The sequence below is a fragment of the Pseudomonas sp. KD5 genome (assembly GCF_012932895.1).
GTDB lineage: Bacteria > Pseudomonadota > Gammaproteobacteria > Pseudomonadales > Pseudomonadaceae > Aquipseudomonas.
In genome coordinates, this window is the sequence record NZ_JDWJ01000010.1 from 114,056 (window position 1) to 131,187 (window position 17,132).

Here is a 17,132-nt window from a genome sequence, read left to right on the forward strand (position 1 = left end):
TTTTCCGAACAATTTAGTATGGTTTTTATGCTGCACAACAAACAAAGCTATAGAAGTCACCGTTTAATCAGAAGCTCACCCCAATTATCCGTTTGCTACGCGTCTCTATCTTTCGAAGCTTCGCACAACCCCAGACATATTCCACAGGATCGGCAAGATATTTCTGAAATGCTCTGGGTCCGCACTCGACCAGAACTGTGCGGGGCGAGCAGGCCCCTCGGCCAGCAATTCTCGCTCGGCCAGCAGACGCTGGAGCTGCCGCGCCACAGCAGCACCGGTATCGATCAAGCTGATGTTTTGCGGGAGCATCTGCTTTAGCAGCGGCTTTAAAAAGGGATAATGCGTACAGCCCAGAATGATCGTATCTGCACCTGCAGCCAGCAGCGGCTCGACATACCCTCGCAGCAACTGACGCAATGTCTCGCTGTGCAGATCGCCATTTTCAATCAGCTCCACCAGCCCGGGGCACGGCTGAGTAATCACCCGTACATCGGTGGCGAAACGATCGAGCAAGGCAGCAAACTTGGCACTCTGCAAAGTACCGGTGGTGGCGAGCACGCCGACCACACCGCTGCGCGTTGCCGCAGCGGCCGGTTTAACCGCAGGCTCCATGCCGACGATAGGCCACTCGGGATAATCGCGCCGCAAGTCCGCAACGCCGGCCACCGTCGCGGTGTTGCAAGCCAGCACCAGCGCCTTGGCGCCTTGCTGCTGAAAGAACTGCGCCATGACACTGCAACGCTGGCGGATGAATGCCGGGGTTTTCTCGCCGTAGGGAATATTCCCGCAATCGCCGAAGTACAACAGAGACTCGTTTGGCAGCAACTGCTGGATCTCGGCCAGCACGGAGAGTCCACCGACGCCGGAATCGAACACAGCAATCGGCGCTTCACGCATGGCGCGACCCGCAGACGCTGCAGCCTGGATCACGCTTGACCCGCAATTCACGGAAGCGTGAGCCCAAGGCATCGATCAATAACAGGCGCCCCACCAGCGGCTCGCCGAACCCCACCAGCAGTTTCAGCGCTTCCAGTGCCTGGAGGCTGCCGACCAACCCGACCAAAGGACCGACGACGCCCGCCTCGCTGCAGGTCAACTCGGCCTCGCTGCCGTGCCCGTATAAACAGTGGTAGCACGGGCTCTCTGGACGACGCGGGTCGAACACCGACAATTGCCCTTCCAGGCGAATCGCCGCACCGCTGACCAGCGGCTTGCGCGCAGCCACACACGCAGCGTTGACCGCCTCGCGGGTGGAAAAATTGTCGGAACAGTCCAGCACCAGATCCACCGCGGCAACAGCGGCGGCCAGTGAGTCCTCGTCCAATGCAGTGCGATGGGCGATCAGCTGAATCTCTGGATTGATCGCGGTCAGGCGACGGATCGCCGAATCGACCTTGCTCAGGCCGACGCTGTCGGTGTCGTGAACGATCTGGCGTTGCAGATTGGTCAGGTCGACCGTGTCGAAGTCCGCCAGATGCAACTCACCGACACCAGCTGCGGCCAGGTACAGCGCAACCGGCGAACCGAGGCCACCGAGACCGACAATCAACACACGGCTTTCTTTGAGCCGTAACTGGCCGTCGATGTCGACGTGTTGCAGCAGAATCTGCCGGCTGTATCGCAGCAATTCCTGATCATTCAGCACGGCAAGCGCCCCAGACTGATGCGTTGGTGACCGCCCAGATCGGTGCGGCTATGGACTTCTTCAAAGCCGCGGGTCAGCAGCAAATCGCACACTGCGCAGGCTTGATCGTAACCGTGTTCGAGCATCAACCAGCCACCCGCTTCAAGATAATCCGGTGCCTGGGCGACGATCAGACGCAAATCGTCGAGCCCATCGACACCCGCCACCAAGGCACTGGCCGGCTCAAAGCGTACGTCGCCCTCCACCAGATGCGGATCGGTCGAAGCGATGTAGGGCGGATTGCTGATGATCAGTTGAAAACGCTGGCCCTCCAGGGCACTGAACCAATGACTGCTCAACACCGTGGCATTGTTCAGGTTCAAGCGCTGACGATTGCGCTCGGCCAGGGCCACGGCTTCCAGCACGCGATCCACGGCGGTGACCTTCCAGGCCGGACGCTCGCTGGCCAGCGCCAGGGCGATGGCACCACTGCCGGTGCCCAGATCGAGCACCTTGGCTGGGGTGGCCGGCAACAGTTCCAACGCCGCTTCCACCAGCAATTCAGTGTCGGGACGCGGAATCAACGTGTGGGGCGCGACTTCCAGGTCGAGCTTCCAGAAGCCTTGCTGACCCAGAATATAGGCCACTGGCTCACCGCTGCGGCGGCGCTGCAAGTACTCGGCAAACTTCAGTGCCGCTTCACTCGGGACGATACGCTCAGGCCAGGTGTGCAGAAAGCTGCGGGACTTGCCCAAGGCCGCCGCCAGCAGCAATTCGGCATCCAGACGCGCGGTGGGCGAATCAGGCAAATCGGCGGCGCGCAGCAAACTGGCAATGATCGTCATTTACTCACCTATCGCTGCCAATTGATCGGCCTGGTACTCGGCCAGCAACGGTTCGATCACCGCATCCACGCCGCCCGCAAGAATTTCGTCGAGCGAATACAGCGTCAGGTTGACCCGATGGTCGGTGACCCGGCCCTGGGCGAAGTTGTAGGTACGAATCCGCTCGGAGCGGTCACCGGAACCGACCAGCAATTTACGCTCGCTGGCGATGGCATTGGCCGCGGCACTGGTCTGCTGGTCGTTGAGCTTGGCCGACAGCCAGGACATCGCCCGGGCGCGGTTCTTGTGCTGGGAACGTTCTTCCTGGCACTCGACGACAATACCCGACGGCAAGTGCGTGATACGAATCGCCGAGTCGGTCTTGTTGACGTGCTGACCACCGGCACCGGAGGAGCGATAGGTGTCGACCCGCAGATCCGCCGGGTTGATCTCGATGGCTTCCTGCTCATCCGGCTCGGGCAATACCGCCACGGTGCAGGCCGAGGTGTGGATGCGACCTTGAGATTCAGTGGCCGGAACCCGCTGCACACGGTGCGCACCGGATTCGAACTTCAGTTTGCCGTAGACGTTCTCGCCTTCGACACGGGCGATAACTTCTTTATAGCCACCGTGTTCGCCTTCGTTCTCCGAGAGAATCTCTACCCGCCAGCCACGCCGCTCGGCATAGCGCGAATACATGCGGAACAAGTCGCCGGAGAAAATCGCCGCTTCGTCACCGCCGGTGCCCGCGCGGATTTCCAGGAACACGTTACGACCGTCGTTTGGATCCTTGGGCAGCAGCATGCGTTGCAGGCTGGCTTCGAGTTCGATCAATCGCTCCTTGGCTTCGCGGACTTCCTCCACGGCCATTTCACGCATGTCCGGGTCGCTGTCCTTGAGCAGTGCCTGTGCGCCTTCGAGGTCGCCCTGCACTTTAAGCAGCTGTTTATAGGTGTCGACGATCGGCTCGACCTCCGCGTATTCCTTGGAATAGGTGCGGAATTTGTTCTGATCGGAAATGACTTCGCCATCGCCAAGCAGGGCGGTCAATTCCTCGAAACGGTCCTGGAGGATGTCCAGCTTATTGAGCAGTGACGCTTTCATTGCGGTTTCTTATCCGAAAAGCTATCCGATGAGCCCTCACCGAGGGCAAAGAGTTCCTGGGCCATGGCCAGCGCATCGAGGCGGCCTTCGGCAGAGAGCTTTTTCAATTGCACGCTCGGGGCATGCAAGAGTTTGTTGGTCAGGCCACGGGCCAGTTGCACCAGCACGTCCTCGGCACTGCTGCCGTTGGCGAGCATGCGCTGGGCCTTCTGCAACTCTTCGTCGCGCAGGCGCTCGCTTTGTTGACGATAAGCCTTGAGCACATCCACCGCCGCCAGTTCGCGCAGGCGAACCATGAAATCTTCGGCACCGACCGACACCATCTCTTCGGCCGCCTGGGCAGCGCCCTGACGGCTCTTGAGGTTTTCGGCGACCACTTCGTGGAGATCGTCGACGCTATATAGGTAAACGTCATCCAACTCGCCGACTTCCGGCTCGATATCCCGAGGGACTGCGATATCCACCATGAAAATCGGCTTGTGCTTACGCAATTTCAAGGCGCTTTCCACCGCGCCTTTACCGAGAATAGGCAACTGGCTGGCGGTAGAACTGATGACGATGTCGCTGCGCACCAGTTCTGTCGGGATATCCGAGAGCAACACCGCGTGGGCGCCAAACTGCTCGGCCAGGGTGCTTGCGCGCTCCAGGGTGCGGTTGGCGACCACGATTCGCTTCACGCCCAGCTCATGCAGATGGCGGGCGACCAGGGTGATGGTCTCGCCGGCGCCGATCAACAAGGCCTGGCTGCGTTGCAAATCACTGAAAATCTGTTTCGCCAGGCTGACCGCGGCAAACGCCACGGACACCGGGTTTTCGCCGATGGCGGTATCGGTTCGCACCTGTTTGGCCGCATTGAACGTGGCCTGGAACAGCCGCCCGAGCAACGGACCGATGGTGCCGGCTTCGCGAGCCACAGCATAAGCCGACTTCATCTGACCGAGAATCTGCGGCTCGCCCAACACCAGCGAATCGAGCCCGGAAGCGACCCGCATCATGTGACGAACTGCCGCATCATCTTCATGCACATAAGCGCTCGCACGCAGCTCGTCGAGGCTCAAATGATGATAATCGGCCAGCCAGCGCAGCACGATGTCAGCCGAAAGGTGATCCTGTTCTATATACAGTTCACTGCGATTGCAGGTGGAGAGGATCGCAGCTTCGCGGCTGTCGGTGAGTCGGCAGAGCTGCTGCAAGGCCTCAACCAGCTGCTCAGGGGTAAAGGCCACGCGCTCGCGGACGTCTACTGAAGCAGTCTTGTGGTTAATACCGAGTGCAAGGAAGGCCATTCAAGGTCGCTGATGGTGACGTGAAGCCGACAATTGTCCTACTTCGACAGAGCCAGAACAACCACTCGATATCTATCGTCCCGGTTGACGCGGCCGAAGCTGCGATCCGTTCTCGTTTACACTGGCGCCGGGCCTACCGGGATTGCATGCGCGGGTAAATTGGCCGGGCGGTTATGTTTGGCCGAAGGCTTGTGTCATGATGATCCGACCGCAGGTTAGTCGTCCTCTTCCCTATATGAATAGATCTTCCGCGTTGCTCCTTGCTTTTGTCTTCCTCAGCGGCTGCCAGGCCTTGGCACCCGTTTCGTCGGACGGTACGCCGCCGGTCGAAGACAGCACTCCGGCGCCTGAAAAGCCCAAGGTTTACAGCTCGTTCAGCGAAGAAACAGTCTTCAGCCTGTTGAGCGCCGAACTGGCTGGCCAGCGCAATCGTTACGACATTGCCCTGGACAACTACGTGACCCAGGCCATCAATACCCAGGATCCGGGCATCTCCGAGCGGGCATTTCGTATTGCCGAATACCTGGGCGCCGATCAAGCGGCCCTCGACACTTCGCTGATCTGGGCAAAAAACGCCCCGAACGATCTCGAAGCGCAACGGGCGGCGGCCGTGCAACTCGCCCGCGCCGGGCGTTACGACGAATCCATGGTTTATATGGAAAAAGTCCTGCAGGGCAAAGGCGACACGCATTTCGACTTCCTCGCCCTGTCCGCGGCCGATACCGACCAGGAAACCCGCAACGGCCTGATGAAAGGTTTTGACCGTTTGTTGCAGCGCCACCCGCACAACAACCAGCTGATTTTCGGCAAGGCCTTGCTGTTGCAACAGGATGGCGACGCCAAAGGCGCGCTGACCCTGCTCGAAGACAACCCGCCGGAAGAAGGCGAAATAGCGCCGATTCTGCTGCGCGCACGCCTGCTGCAAGGGCTCAGCCGTGGCGGTGAAGCCTTGCCGTTGCTGCAAAAAAGCATCAAGAAATACCCGGACGACAAACGCCTGCGCCTGACCTACGCGCGCATGCTGGTCGAACAGGACCGCATGGACGACGCCAAGGTCGAGTTCTCGAGCCTGGTGCAGCAATACCCGGAAGACGACGAACTGCGTTATTCGTTGGCTCTGGTCTGCCTGGAAGCCAAGGCCTGGAACGAAGCAAAAGGTTATCTGGAAGACTTGATCGCCCGGGAAAGCCATGTCGACTCAGCTCACCTGAACCTTGGGCGTATCGCTGAAGAGCGTAACGACCCCCAGGGCGCGCTGATCGAGTACGCCCAGGTCAGGCCGGGCAACGATTACCTGCCAGCGCAATTGCGTCAGGCCGATATTCTGATGAACAACGGCAGGACCGCCGAAGCCCAAAGCCGTCTGGCGGCCCAGCGCGACGAGCAACCCGATTACGCGATTCAGTTGTACCTGATCGAAGTCGAAACCTTGTCGGCCAACAAACAGGGCGACAAGGCCTGGAACGTCTTGCAGCAGGCCCTGCAGAAATTCCCGGATGATTTGAATCTGCTGTATACCCGAGCCATGCAGGCGGAAAAACGCAATGACCTGGCGCAGATGGAAAAAGACCTGCGACTGATCATCAAACGCGACCCGGACAATGCGATGGCGTTGAACGCCCTCGGCTACACCCTGTCCGACCGCACCACACGCTACGCCGAAGCCAAGGCCCTGATCGAACAAGCGCACCAGTTGAACCCGGAAGACCCGGCCGTTCTCGACAGCCTCGGCTGGGTGAATTTCCGCCTGGGCAACCTCGACGAAGCCGAGCGCTATTTGCGCCAGGCGCTGGAGCGCTTCCCTGATCAGGAAGTTGCCGCTCATCTGGGCGAAGTCCTGTGGGCCAATGGCAAACAACGCGAAGCCAAACAAGTCTGGAGCAAGTTCCTCAAGGAGCAGCCCGACAGCCCTACCCTGCGCAGCACCATCAAGCGCCTGACCGGATCAGAGACTCTTTAAGATTATGTTTTTGCGCCACATCATCGTTTTCAGCTTCATCGCCCTGCTCGCCGGTTGCGCGGGCTTCAGCGCCCGTGAATCGGTCGGGGGGCACGGCAACCCGGCCCAATGGCGCGAGCACAAACAACAACTGAGCAACCTCGACGGCTGGCAGATCAACGGCAAGATCGGTATCCGCGCGCCAAAAGATTCGGGCAGCGGCACCCTGTTCTGGCTGCAACGCCAGGATTACTACGACATCCGCCTCTCCGGCCCGCTGGGTCGTGGCGCGGCCCGCTTGACCGGGCGCCCCGGCAAAGTCTCGCTGGAAGTGGCCAATCAGGGCCGTTATGACGCGTCGACTCCGGAAGCCCTGGTCGAAGAGCAACTGGGCTGGAAATTGCCGGTGTCCCATCTGGCGTGGTGGGTTCGCGGTCTCCCGGCCCCGGACAGCAAAAGTCGTCTGACCCTGGACGTCGACAGCCGCCTGGCCAATCTTGAACAGGATGGCTGGCAGGTCGAGTACCTCAGTTATGCCGAGCAAAACGGCTATTGGCTGCCCGAGCGGATCAAACTGCACGGCACCGACCTTGATGTCACGCTGGTGATCAAGGACTGGCAACCGCGCAAACTGGGGCAATGAAGATGACTGCCCCACGCCTGACACTGCCCTCGCCCGCCAAACTCAACCTGATGCTGCACATCCTCGGTCGCCGTGAAGACGGTTACCACGAGTTGCAGACGATTTTTCAGTTTCTCGATTACGGCGATGAAATCACCTTCGCCGTTCGCGACGATGGTGTGATTCGGTTGCACACCGAATTCGCCGACGTCCCTCACGACAGCAACCTGATCGTCAAAGCCGCAAAAAAACTCCAGGAGCAATCCGGTTGTTCGTTGGGCATCGACATCTGGATCGAAAAAATCCTGCCCATGGGCGGTGGAATCGGTGGCGGCAGTTCAAATGCGGCGACCACGTTGCTGGGCCTCAATCATCTTTGGCAACTGGGCTGGGATGAAGACAGGCTGGCCGCGCTGGGTCTGACGCTTGGCGCCGACGTCCCGGTTTTCGTGCGTGGCCACGCGGCTTTCGCCGAGGGCGTGGGGGAGAAACTCACGCCTGTAGAACCCGAGGAACCGTGGTATCTGGTGCTTGTGCCGCAAGTATCTGTAAGTACAGCAGAAATTTTTTCAGATCCGCTGTTGACACGTAACACTCCTCCCATTAAAGTGCGCCCCGTTCCCAAGGGAAACAGTCGAAATGACTGCTTACCGGTGGTAGCAAGACGTTATCCAGAGGTACGTAACGCCTTGAATTTGTTAGGTAAATTTACCGAAGCAAAACTCACCGGAACTGGAAGTTGTGTGTTTGGGGGCTTCCCAAGCAAAGCTGAAGCTGATAAAGTCTCGGCCCTTCTTACAGAGACCCTTACAGGGTTTGTGGCAAAAGGAAGCAACGTTTCGATGTTGCATCGCAAGCTGCAAAGTCTGCTCTAAAAGGAATCGGGTACTGGGTACTCGTAGCAACAGATACAGGGGCGTCGCCAAGCGGTAAGGCAGCAGGTTTTGATCCTGCCATGCGTTGGTTCGAATCCAGCCGCCCCTGCCATTTTCCTATACTCATCCAGGTTACCCTCAGCCTTCAGGTACTGCGCGTGTCCAAGATGATGGTCTTTACGGGGAACGCTAACCCCGATCTGGCTCGGCGTGTTGTACGTCAGCTGCATATCCCTCTCGGTGACATCTCTGTCGGTAAGTTTTCCGACGGCGAAATTACAGCCGAGATCAATGAAAACGTCCGCGGTAAAGATGTCTTCATTATTCAGCCGACTTGCGCTCCGACCAACGATAACCTGATGGAACTGGTAGTGATGGCTGATGCCTTCCGCCGCTCCTCGGCTACTCGTATCACTGCTGTTATTCCTTACTTTGGTTATGCCCGTCAGGATCGCCGTCCGCGTTCCGCACGTGTGGCTATCAGCGCGAAAGTCGTTGCTGACATGCTTACCGTAGTCGGCATCGACCGTGTTCTCACGGTTGATCTGCATGCTGACCAAATCCAGGGTTTCTTCGATATTCCGGTAGATAACATCTACGGCTCCCCGGTACTGGTGGATGACATTGAAGATCAGCGCTTCGAAAACCTGATGATCGTGTCCCCGGACATTGGCGGCGTCGTGCGTGCACGGGCTGTTGCCAAATCCCTGGGCGTGGATCTCGGGATCATCGACAAACGCCGTGAGAAAGCCAATCACTCTGAAGTGATGCATATCATCGGTGATGTCGAAGGGCGTACCTGTATTCTGGTCGATGACATGGTCGATACCGCCGGCACTCTGTGCCACGCGGCCAAGGCCTTGAAAGAGCATGGCGCTGCCAAGGTTTTCGCCTACTGCACGCACCCTGTGCTGTCGGGTCGGGCGATCGAAAACATTGAAAATTCCGTGCTGGACGAGCTGGTGGTGACGAACACCATCCCGCTGTCCGCTGCAGCACAAGCCTGTGCGCGTATCCGCCAACTGGATATCGCACCGGTAGTTGCCGAGGCGGTCCGCCGCATCAGCAATGAAGAATCGATCAGCGCGATGTTCCGTTAAGGGCCCTGCCCTTTTCATTACATCCTGTTGACGAAAAGCGCCCCGCCCCGGCATTCATGTCGGGGCGGGGCTTTTTTGCCCATATCGCCTTTAGCGCTGGTCGCAAACGCTGGGGCGAATGTGGTTATTTTGGAGATACAACATGAACGATTTTACTCTGAATGCTGAAGTGCGTTCCGACCTGGGGAAAGGTGCGAGCCGCCGCCTGCGTCGTCTCGCAAGCCTGGTTCCAGCTGTAGTTTACGGTGGCGAAAAAGCCCCTGAATCCATCAGCATGCTGGCTAAAGAAGTTGCCAAACTGCTCGAAAACGAAGCGGCTTACAGCCACATCATCGAGCTGAACGTTGGCGGCACCAAGCAAAACGTAATCATCAAGGCTCTGCAGCGTCACCCGGCCAAAGGCCACGTGATGCACGCTGACTTCGTACGCGTAGTTGCTGGCCAGAAGCTGACCGCTATCGTTCCAGTGCACTTCATCAACGAAGCTGCTCCGGTGAAGAAAGGCGGCGAGATTTCGCACGTTGTTGCTGAAATCGAAGTGTCCTGCCTGCCGAAAGACCTGCCTGAATTCATCGAAGTTGACCTGGCTAACGCCGAAGTCGGCTCGATCATTCACCTGTCCGACATCAGCGCTCCTAAAGGCGTTGAATTTGTTGCTCTGGCTCACGGTAACGACCTGGCTGTTGCCAACGTTCACGCTCCACGTGTTGCTCCAGAAGCTGCAGAAGGCGCTGCAGAGTAAATTCACTCTGTACGCCGGAGTGACCGGTAACATCGCGGACTAGAGCGTAGCGAGAAAGCGGGCGAGAACGCGGAGTTTACATAATGGTAAATGAGCACTTGTCGTCCACTTTCGCCGCACTCCCTGATGGCGGCGATGTTATCCACCACTTCAAGGAAGGGCCCCTATCGTGACTGCCATCAAACTGATCGTTGGCCTGGGAAATCCAGGCGCTGAATACGAACAGACCCGGCATAACGCAGGGGCCCTTTTTGTTGAGCGCATCGCGCAGGCACAGGGTGTCAACCTTGTGGCCGATCGTAAATATTTCGGCCTGACCGGGCGCTATTCGCATCAGGGTCAGGATGTTCGTCTGCTGATTCCCACCACCTACATGAACCGCAGCGGCCAGGCCGTAGCGGCACTTGCCGGCTTCTTTCGCATAAAGCCGGAAGAGATTCTGGTGGCGCATGACGAACTCGACCTGCCTCCGGGCGTCGCCAAGCTCAAGCAGGGCGGCGGCCATGGCGGTCACAACGGGTTGCGCGACATCATCGCGCAACTGGGCAATCAGAATACGTTCTACCGCCTGCGGCTTGGCATCGGCCACCCGGGCGTCGCCAGTATGGTTTCAAATTTCGTCCTGGGTCGTGCGCCACGCGCCGAACAGGAAAAACTCGATGCCAGCATCGACTTTGCCCTCGGCGTGCTGCCGGATATCCTCGCCGGGGAATGGAACCGCGCGATGAAAAACCTGCACAGCCAGAAGGCCTGACTCTAATCCGAGGGGAAACACCATGGGATTCAATTGCGGCATCGTCGGCCTGCCTAACGTCGGCAAGTCCACCCTGTTCAACGCCCTGACCAAGTCCGGGATCGCGGCCGAGAACTTCCCCTTCTGCACCATCGAGCCCAACAGCGGTATCGTGCCGATGCCGGATCCGCGTCTGGAAGCCCTGGCGGCCATCGTCAAGCCCAAGCGCATCCTGCCGACCACCATGGAATTCGTCGACATCGCAGGCCTGGTGGCCGGCGCCTCGAAAGGTGAAGGCCTGGGCAACAAGTTCCTCGCCAACATCCGCGAGACCGATGCCATCGCCCACGTGGTCCGCTGCTTCGAAGACGAGAACGTGATTCACGTCTCCAATAGCGTCGACCCGAAACGCGACATCGAAATCATCGACCTGGAACTGATCTTCGCCGACCTCGACAGCTGCGAGAAGCAACTGCAGAAAGTCGCTCGTAACGCCAAGGGCGGTGACAAGGACGCAGTGGTCCAGAAAGGCCTGCTGGAACAGTTGATCGCTCACTTCACCCTGGGCAAGCCTGCGCGCAGCCTGATGAAGAACATGAGCACCGACGAGAAGCAGGTGATTCGCGGTTTCCACCTGCTGACCACCAAGCCGGTCATGTACATCGCCAACGTCGCTGAAGACGGTTTCGAGAACAACCCGCTGCTGGACGTGGTCAAGGCCATCGCCGAAGAAGAAGGCGCCGTGGTGGTTCCGGTCTGCAACAAGATCGAAGCCGAAATCGCCGAACTGGAAGACGGCGAAGAGAAAGACATGTTCCTCGAAGCCCTGGGCCTCGAAGAGCCCGGCCTGAACCGCGTAATCCGCGCCGGCTACGAAATGCTGCACCTGCAGACCTACTTCACCGCCGGTGTCGAAGAAGTCCGTGCCTGGACAGTCCGCGTCGGTGCTACCGCACCGCAAGCCGCCGGCGTGATCCACACCGACTTCGAAAAAGGCTTCATCCGCGCCGAAGTCATCGCCTATGACGACTTCATCCAGTACAAGGGCGAAGCCGGCACCAAAGAAGCCGGTAAATGGCGCCTGGAAGGCAAGGACTACATCGTTAAAGACGGCGACGTGATGCACTTCCGTTTCAACGTCTAAGTTTTCAGGAAGAAGCACCCGCCCAAGAAAAAGCCGCGTCTAGACGCGGCTTTTTTGTGTCTGTCGACTGCCCTTGCAGGAGCGAGGCTTGCCCACAAAGAACGATAACTGGTTATTCAGGCAAACCGCGTAACGGCCTTCGCGGGCAAGCCCCCGCTCCTACAGGGCTGCGGGGTTCAGGCCTTTTTGGTTCTAGGCAGAAAGATCGCCAACACCCCAAACAGCGGCAAGAACGAACACAGGAAGTACACATACTCGATGCCGCGAATATCCGCCAAATGCCCGAGCAACGCCGCGCCAATCCCGCCGAAACCGAACATCAGGCCGAAGAACACCCCGGCAATCATCCCGACATTTCCCGGCACCAGTTCTTGCGCATACACCACGATAGCGGAGAACGCCGAGGCCAGAATGAAACCGATCACCACACTCAACACACTGGTCCAAAACAGATCCACATGGGGCAGCAGCAGCGTGAACGGCGCCACACCGAGGATCGAGAACCAGATCACTGCCTTGCGCCCGATCCTGTCGCCGATCGGCCCACCGAAGAAGGTCCCTGCCGCTACCGCGCCGAGAAACAGGAACAGATGCAGCTGCGAGCTGGCCACCGACAGGTCGAACTTCTCGATCAGGTAGAACGTGAAGTAACTGGTGAGACTGGCCATGTAGAAATACTTGGAGAACACCAGCAACCCCAGCACCACCAACGCACTGATCACCCGGTCTTTTGATAAACCGTGCGTCGCTGCCTGACCTTGTTTGAGTTTGAACAGGTTCAAGTGATTGGTGTACCAGCGGCTGATCCGGTACAGCACGAACAACGCAAACAGCGCGAACAAGCCGAACCAGGCCACATTGCCCTGACCATAGGGAATGATGATCGCTGCCGCCAACAACGGCCCGAAGGCCGAGCCCGCATTACCGCCGACCTGAAACGTCGATTGCGCCAGGCCGAAGCGCCCGCCCGAGGCCAGTCGCGCGACGCGAGAAGCTTCCGGGTGAAAAGTCGACGAGCCGATGCCGATCAATCCTGCCGCCAGCAGGATCATCGGGAAGCTGCCGACCACCGACATCATCAAAATACCGATCAATGTGCAAACGGTGCCAGCCGGCAACAGCCAGGGCTTGGGATGGCGGTCGGTGTGGTAACCAACCCACGGCTGCAACAGCGAGGCCGTCAGTTGAAAGGTCAGGGTAATCAGGCCGACCTGAGTGAAAGTCAGGCCATAGTTGGCCTTGAGCATCGGATAGATTGACGGCAGCACCGCCTGAATCAGGTCGTTGATCAAATGCGCCAGCGCCACCGCGCCGATGATGCGCATGACCAGCGGACTGCTTTGTGAAGGAGCGGACGCCGATGTCGTGGCGGACTGAACGTTGCTGATGGCCATGAGAGTTTCCGTACTGCGGATGGGTGCGCACAGGCAGGTCGGTCAATGTGCCATTTTTCGGTGCAGTCGCGCTATCCCCTTAGCTTGCTAACGACCTCAAAAAAGGTGATAGCGCAAAGCCATGGTCTGAATCTTGCCTTGCTTATCCGCTTCAACGCGGCCCCTTACAAAGGGGACCGAGAATGGGAAGTTTCGCTACAGAGTCGGCCTACAGAGCGGACCAAGGTGAACTTTCGAGGCCTTTTAGAAGGACATCAGTCGCGGTCGCCATGGCCTCGACGCACGCCAATGGTGCGTGGTGTCCAGAGGAGTCATGGGGCATGCAGGCTTTTTTATCACCGGGGATCGGGCTGCTGGGGCGTTTCGGCTTCGCGCGCAAATTTCAGCTGCTGTTTTTGCTGTTTATCCTGCCGCTGGCAGGCAGCTTGTGGATGATCGGCCAGGACTATCGTGACAAGTTGAGCCTGATCGCCGGCGAACGCGCCGGGGTCCGGCAATTGATTGCCCTGGATGCGCTCGACAACTTGCTCGCCGCCCAGCGTGACCGCGCCGCGCGCTGGCGCGCCACCGAAACCAATCGCCAGCCGACACCTGCAACTATCGCGGCGATGGCAGCGTTCGACACGGTTCAGCCGGCCGTGACCCAAGCAATCACAGACTTGGGCAATGCCCTGAAAACCGAAGGCGCCGAGGGCGAGACCCTCACCCGCTATCAAGCCCTGCAAAGCGCCCTCACCGGCCTGGATTCGAAAAGCCTGAGCAGCGTTGGATGGTGGCCGGACGGCTACGATCGCTTCACCAATGCTTTGAGCGCCCTGCAAGCCTTGCGCGAACAAATCGCCATGGACAATCGCCTGACCCTCGCGCCATGGCTGGAAACTTATCTGCTGACGCAGATCTCCACTCAACACGCACCGGACCTGATCGAACGGGTCGGTCGCCTCGCCGCGGTTGGTCAAGCTTCGGTGGTGTCCGGGCAGTTCACGCTGCAAAGCCGCCTGCAACTGCGCGACTTGCGCAGCCGCATCGGCGACGCTCGGGAACAGCTGGTGAAAACTGGCAGCTTGCTGGAAGCGCGCCTGCCCAGCGCCCTGCAAACCTGGGCCGGGCAATACCATGACAGCCTCAAGCAGCTGGATGCCGGTTTGAAAGTGCTGGACGACGGCGTCTTCGGTGGCAGCATCAACCTAAAGCCCGAAGACTTCGAACGCAGTCTCGACGCCCTCCTCGGTAACCTTGCCTCGCTGCGCCAGCAATCGTTGGTTTCTCTGGATCAACGGCTGGATTATTACCACGGCTCGGCCATCCGCCAGTTCATCCTGGTGGCGACAATTTTTGGCTGCCTGCTGCTGGCTGCGCTGTACCTGTTCATCTGTTTGCAGGCCTCGATCCGTCGCAGCGCCAGCGGCATCACACTGCTGGCCGAAGCACTGCGCGACGGCAACCTGAGCCTGCAAGTACCGGTACAGGGCCGCGACGAACTGGCGGCGATCAGCACCTCGCTTAACGTCGCGGTGGTACAACTGCGCAACAGTTTGCTGGGGGTCGATCACGAAACCCTGCAGTTAAGCAACGCGGTACGCACCCTCAACGATCACTCCAGCGGCGCCCTTGGCGAAGTCGAAGCCCAGCAGTTGCAAATCAGCCAGATCGCCGCAGCGGCCACGCAATTGGCCGCCACCTCACAAGGGGTTGCCCAGAGTTGCGAACAGGCGTCTGGCAGCGCTCAGCACACCCAGCGCATCGCCGCCGACAGCAGCCGCGACAGCCAACGCACGACAGCGAGTATTCAGCAGCTCAATCAGCGGTTGAACGAAACGGCGGCGGCACTGGGTCGGGTCAGCGAGCAAGGGCAGCAGATTCAATTGGTGGTTGATACCATTCGCGGCGTGGCCGAGCAGACTAACCTGCTGGCCCTCAACGCCGCCATTGAGGCCGCACGGGCTGGCGAGCAAGGTCGCGGCTTTGCGGTGGTGGCCGATGAAGTGCGCAGCCTGTCGCAACGCACCCAGTCCTCCACCGCGCAGATCGCCGGCACCGTCGACAGCCTGCGTAGCACCGTGAACGAAGCGGTAAGCCTGATGGAAGCCGCCTGCGGCCAGGCGCAATCGGATGCGCAAGCCGTCACCGGTCTCGGCGAACGCCTGGGGGAAATCGCCAGCGCGGTGCAAAGCGTCACCGACACCCTGGCACAAATCGCCACTGCCGTTGAAGAGCAAGCGAATACCGCCGATGAAGTCAGCGGCAACATCCAGCAAGTCGATCAGGCGGCGGTACGCTTGCTCGAAGGCGCGCGGGCGGTGAACCTCGCCGCGGACACCTTGAGCCAGGGCAGCAAGGCCTTGAGTGCGAATACCGGGAGATTTCAGCTCGATTGATGCCCTCCCCTGACCCGATTTTTCGGGTCAGCGGGATAAGCGGTTGAAAGTGTGGAGAAATATTTTAAATTTACGCTTGACGCATCGTCGTTCCAGGTGAATAATGCGCGCCACTTGGCTACATAGCTCAGTTGGTTAGAGCATAGCATTCATAATGCTGGGGTCCGGGGTTCAAGTCCCTGTGTAGCCACCAAGTACCTGTTTACAGATGTCTCCATGAGTCTCTAAACAACCTCAAGAAGCCCGCCTAGTGCGGGCTTTCTTGTGTCTGGGGCATTCGTTTCATTTCTCCGAATGCCCTGACAGTCTTCGCCACCCTGTATGCTAGAAAAAATTGAATCTGGTATACAGAATAAAATGCAGCGCACACTGGATTCGAGCAGTCTCACAGGAGGCTAAAGGCCGTGAGCGTGAAGAGATTGATCTTAGTACAATCGATGGCGAACATATTCCAAGGAGGGTGAGACGATCTGTCTCGCACAGAACGCTTCAGAAATATCATTTGCTGCCGAACTAAATCAAATGATCATTACAACAGGACGCAATTAGGAATGAGTGCCAAAATTAATATTCGTGACTTGGACGAGTGTCGCAATATTCATAAAGGCGCTGTCTTTATCGTCGCCTCGGGAGGGTCTGCCAAAGACTTTCATCCTGAGGAGTTCGCTGACATCCCTATGATTACAATGAATGGGGCAATCTCAAAGTTTATCGGGACTGGCGTGAAGCCTTTTTTCTATGCCTGTACCGATAAAGATTTTCCCAAGCAACAACCTGAATTGTTCTCCCAAGCCATGCTTCTTAGTGAGCGAGTCGCCTTATGGGAGGACCATGTTCAGCATCTATCGATTACGCCCAAAGGGAAGGTATTTTTGCTGAACAAGGCGCCAAAGTTTTCCTGGGGTGCGCTGGTTGGTGCAGATAAAGAGCTGATAAGAAATCGTAATTTTCTCAAGCGTCGCAATCGGCGCATCGGCTTCAGTAAAAACCTGAAACGGGGCTTCTTCGATGCGCGCACTGTTGCCTATTTAGCTCTGCAAATCGCCTATCATGCGGGCTTCAATAAAGTGGTAATGGTAGGGGTTGATCTTAATCAAGCTATCAGCCGATTTTATGAAGAGAAAAGCACCGTAGTTTCTCCTTGTGGGCTGGACCAGCATTTTCACACCAGGATTTTGCCGTCGTTCGAAATAGTAGCGAGGAAAATAATCAGTGATCAATTCCACGTCTACAATCTTTCCAATTCCTCAAGAATTCCCGCCGACATTATCCCCCGGATACGTCCGGATGAGCTTGATACCTATGTGCACGGCTTGGGATCCTTCGACCCCATGAAACATTTTGTAAATCATTAGATTAACCGTCGA

The 17,132-nt window shown here is 58.3% G+C and carries 15 protein-coding genes and 2 tRNA genes; 11 read left to right on the top strand and 6 right to left on the bottom strand.

Features of this window, described 5'->3' with window-relative positions:
- Positions 1 to 105 precede the first annotated feature (105 nt).
- From murI to hemA, 5 genes are read right to left on the bottom strand one after another with little or no spacing between them, the layout of a single operon-like run.
- Positions 106 to 897: a glutamate racemase gene (murI, locus tag AF70_RS21880; protein WP_019582389.1), complete on the bottom strand. Its 792-nt coding sequence runs from the start codon at positions 895 to 897 to the stop codon at positions 106 to 108.
- Complete coding sequence (locus tag AF70_RS21885; protein ID WP_028939863.1) at positions 890 to 1,645, bottom strand: molybdopterin-synthase adenylyltransferase MoeB; 756 nt, start codon at positions 1,643 to 1,645, stop codon at positions 890 to 892. The genes murI and AF70_RS21885 overlap by 8 nt, the downstream gene beginning before the upstream one ends.
- Positions 1,639 to 2,469 (bottom strand): peptide chain release factor N(5)-glutamine methyltransferase, encoded by an 831-nt coding sequence (gene prmC / locus AF70_RS21890; RefSeq protein WP_028939864.1) that lies wholly within the window; start codon positions 2,467 to 2,469, stop codon positions 1,639 to 1,641. Before prmC ends, AF70_RS21885 begins: the two co-directional genes overlap by 7 nt.
- Positions 2,470 to 3,552 carry a peptide chain release factor 1 gene (gene prfA, locus AF70_RS21895; protein ID WP_007939759.1) on the bottom strand — a complete coding sequence of 361 codons (1,083 nt, stop codon included), beginning with the start codon at positions 3,550 to 3,552 and terminating at the stop codon, positions 2,470 to 2,472. It abuts the gene before it with no gap.
- Positions 3,549 to 4,838 carry a glutamyl-tRNA reductase gene (gene hemA, locus AF70_RS21900; protein WP_007939757.1) on the bottom strand — a complete coding sequence of 430 codons (1,290 nt, stop codon included), beginning with the start codon at positions 4,836 to 4,838 and terminating at the stop codon, positions 3,549 to 3,551. Before hemA ends, prfA begins: the two co-directional genes overlap by 4 nt.
- A 235-nt stretch (positions 4,839 to 5,073) precedes the next feature.
- On the opposite strand from hemA, the gene AF70_RS21905 reads away from it, so the two are divergent.
- The 8 genes from AF70_RS21905 (at position 5,074) to ychF (ending at position 11,993) form a co-directional block, all read left to right on the top strand.
- On the top strand, positions 5,074 to 6,798 hold the full coding sequence (locus tag AF70_RS21905) for a tetratricopeptide repeat protein (protein WP_019582392.1): 1,725 nt from the start codon (positions 5,074 to 5,076) through the stop codon (positions 6,796 to 6,798).
- A 4-nt stretch (positions 6,799 to 6,802) separates the two neighbouring features.
- Positions 6,803 to 7,420 carry a lipoprotein insertase outer membrane protein LolB gene (gene lolB / locus AF70_RS21910; protein ID WP_019582393.1) on the top strand — a complete coding sequence of 206 codons (618 nt, stop codon included), beginning with the start codon at positions 6,803 to 6,805 and terminating at the stop codon, positions 7,418 to 7,420.
- Positions 7,421 to 7,422: 2 nt separating this feature from the next.
- Entirely contained in the window at positions 7,423 to 8,274 is an 852-nt protein-coding gene (gene ispE, locus AF70_RS21915) for a 4-(cytidine 5'-diphospho)-2-C-methyl-D-erythritol kinase (protein ID WP_026331940.1), read from the top strand.
- 37 nt (positions 8,275 to 8,311) lie between these two features.
- Positions 8,312 to 8,386 (top strand) — tRNA-Gln (locus AF70_RS21920).
- 46 nt (positions 8,387 to 8,432) lie between these two features.
- On the top strand, positions 8,433 to 9,374 hold the full coding sequence (locus AF70_RS21925) for a ribose-phosphate pyrophosphokinase (protein ID WP_003171603.1): 942 nt from the start codon (positions 8,433 to 8,435) through the stop codon (positions 9,372 to 9,374).
- 142 nt (positions 9,375 to 9,516) lie between these two features.
- Positions 9,517 to 10,116: a 50S ribosomal protein L25/general stress protein Ctc gene (locus AF70_RS21930; protein WP_018929567.1), complete on the top strand. Its 600-nt coding sequence runs from the start codon at positions 9,517 to 9,519 to the stop codon at positions 10,114 to 10,116.
- A 169-nt stretch (positions 10,117 to 10,285) separates the two neighbouring features.
- Positions 10,286 to 10,870, top strand: coding sequence for an aminoacyl-tRNA hydrolase (gene pth / locus AF70_RS21935; RefSeq protein WP_019582395.1), 585 nt, complete (start codon positions 10,286 to 10,288; stop codon positions 10,868 to 10,870).
- 22 nt (positions 10,871 to 10,892) lie between these two features.
- Positions 10,893 to 11,993 (top strand): redox-regulated ATPase YchF, encoded by a 1,101-nt coding sequence (gene ychF, locus AF70_RS21940; protein WP_018929566.1) that lies wholly within the window; start codon positions 10,893 to 10,895, stop codon positions 11,991 to 11,993.
- A 176-nt stretch (positions 11,994 to 12,169) separates the two neighbouring features.
- On the opposite strand, the gene AF70_RS21945 is transcribed toward ychF, so the two are convergent.
- Positions 12,170 to 13,387 (bottom strand): MFS transporter, encoded by a 1,218-nt coding sequence (locus AF70_RS21945; RefSeq protein WP_028939865.1) that lies wholly within the window; start codon positions 13,385 to 13,387, stop codon positions 12,170 to 12,172.
- Between the two features lie 320 nt (positions 13,388 to 13,707).
- Here AF70_RS21945 and AF70_RS21950 point away from each other — a divergent pair, with 320 nt between their 5' ends.
- The 3 genes from AF70_RS21950 (at position 13,708) to AF70_RS21960 (ending at position 17,120) form a co-directional block, all read left to right on the top strand.
- Positions 13,708 to 15,765 carry a methyl-accepting chemotaxis protein gene (locus AF70_RS21950; RefSeq protein WP_028939866.1) on the top strand — a complete coding sequence of 686 codons (2,058 nt, stop codon included), beginning with the start codon at positions 13,708 to 13,710 and terminating at the stop codon, positions 15,763 to 15,765.
- Positions 15,766 to 15,881: 116 nt separating this feature from the next.
- Positions 15,882 to 15,958, top strand: a tRNA-Met gene (locus tag AF70_RS21955).
- A 358-nt stretch (positions 15,959 to 16,316) separates the two neighbouring features.
- The gene (locus tag AF70_RS21960) at positions 16,317 to 17,120 is read left to right on the top strand and encodes an LPS biosynthesis protein (RefSeq protein ID WP_032831028.1); all 804 of its coding nucleotides are present in this window, start codon (positions 16,317 to 16,319) and stop codon (positions 17,118 to 17,120) included.
- Positions 17,121 to 17,132: the final 12 nt, after the last annotated feature.

What these genes read in the sequence shown, in the direction of transcription:
- murI (WP_019582389.1), bottom strand. Translation starts at nt 897, where the DNA reads ATGCGTGAAGCGCCGATTGCTGTGTTCGATTCCGGCGTCGGTGGACTC.
- prmC (WP_028939864.1), bottom strand. Translation starts at nt 2,469, where the DNA reads ATGACGATCATTGCCAGTTTGCTGCGCGCCGCCGATTTGCCTGATTCG.
- prfA (WP_007939759.1), bottom strand. Translation starts at nt 3,552, where the DNA reads ATGAAAGCGTCACTGCTCAATAAGCTGGACATCCTCCAGGACCGTTTC.
- hemA (WP_007939757.1), bottom strand. Translation starts at nt 4,838, where the DNA reads ATGGCCTTCCTTGCACTCGGTATTAACCACAAGACTGCTTCAGTAGAC.
- AF70_RS21905 (WP_019582392.1), top strand. Translation starts at nt 5,074, where the DNA reads ATGAATAGATCTTCCGCGTTGCTCCTTGCTTTTGTCTTCCTCAGCGGC.
- lolB (WP_019582393.1), top strand. Translation starts at nt 6,803, where the DNA reads ATGTTTTTGCGCCACATCATCGTTTTCAGCTTCATCGCCCTGCTCGCC.
- ispE (WP_026331940.1), top strand. Translation starts at nt 7,423, where the DNA reads ATGACTGCCCCACGCCTGACACTGCCCTCGCCCGCCAAACTCAACCTG.
- AF70_RS21930 (WP_018929567.1), top strand. Translation starts at nt 9,517, where the DNA reads ATGAACGATTTTACTCTGAATGCTGAAGTGCGTTCCGACCTGGGGAAA.
- ychF (WP_018929566.1), top strand. Translation starts at nt 10,893, where the DNA reads ATGGGATTCAATTGCGGCATCGTCGGCCTGCCTAACGTCGGCAAGTCC.
- AF70_RS21945 (WP_028939865.1), bottom strand. Translation starts at nt 13,387, where the DNA reads ATGGCCATCAGCAACGTTCAGTCCGCCACGACATCGGCGTCCGCTCCT.
- AF70_RS21950 (WP_028939866.1), top strand. Translation starts at nt 13,708, where the DNA reads ATGCAGGCTTTTTTATCACCGGGGATCGGGCTGCTGGGGCGTTTCGGC.
- AF70_RS21960 (WP_032831028.1), top strand. Translation starts at nt 16,317, where the DNA reads ATGAGTGCCAAAATTAATATTCGTGACTTGGACGAGTGTCGCAATATT.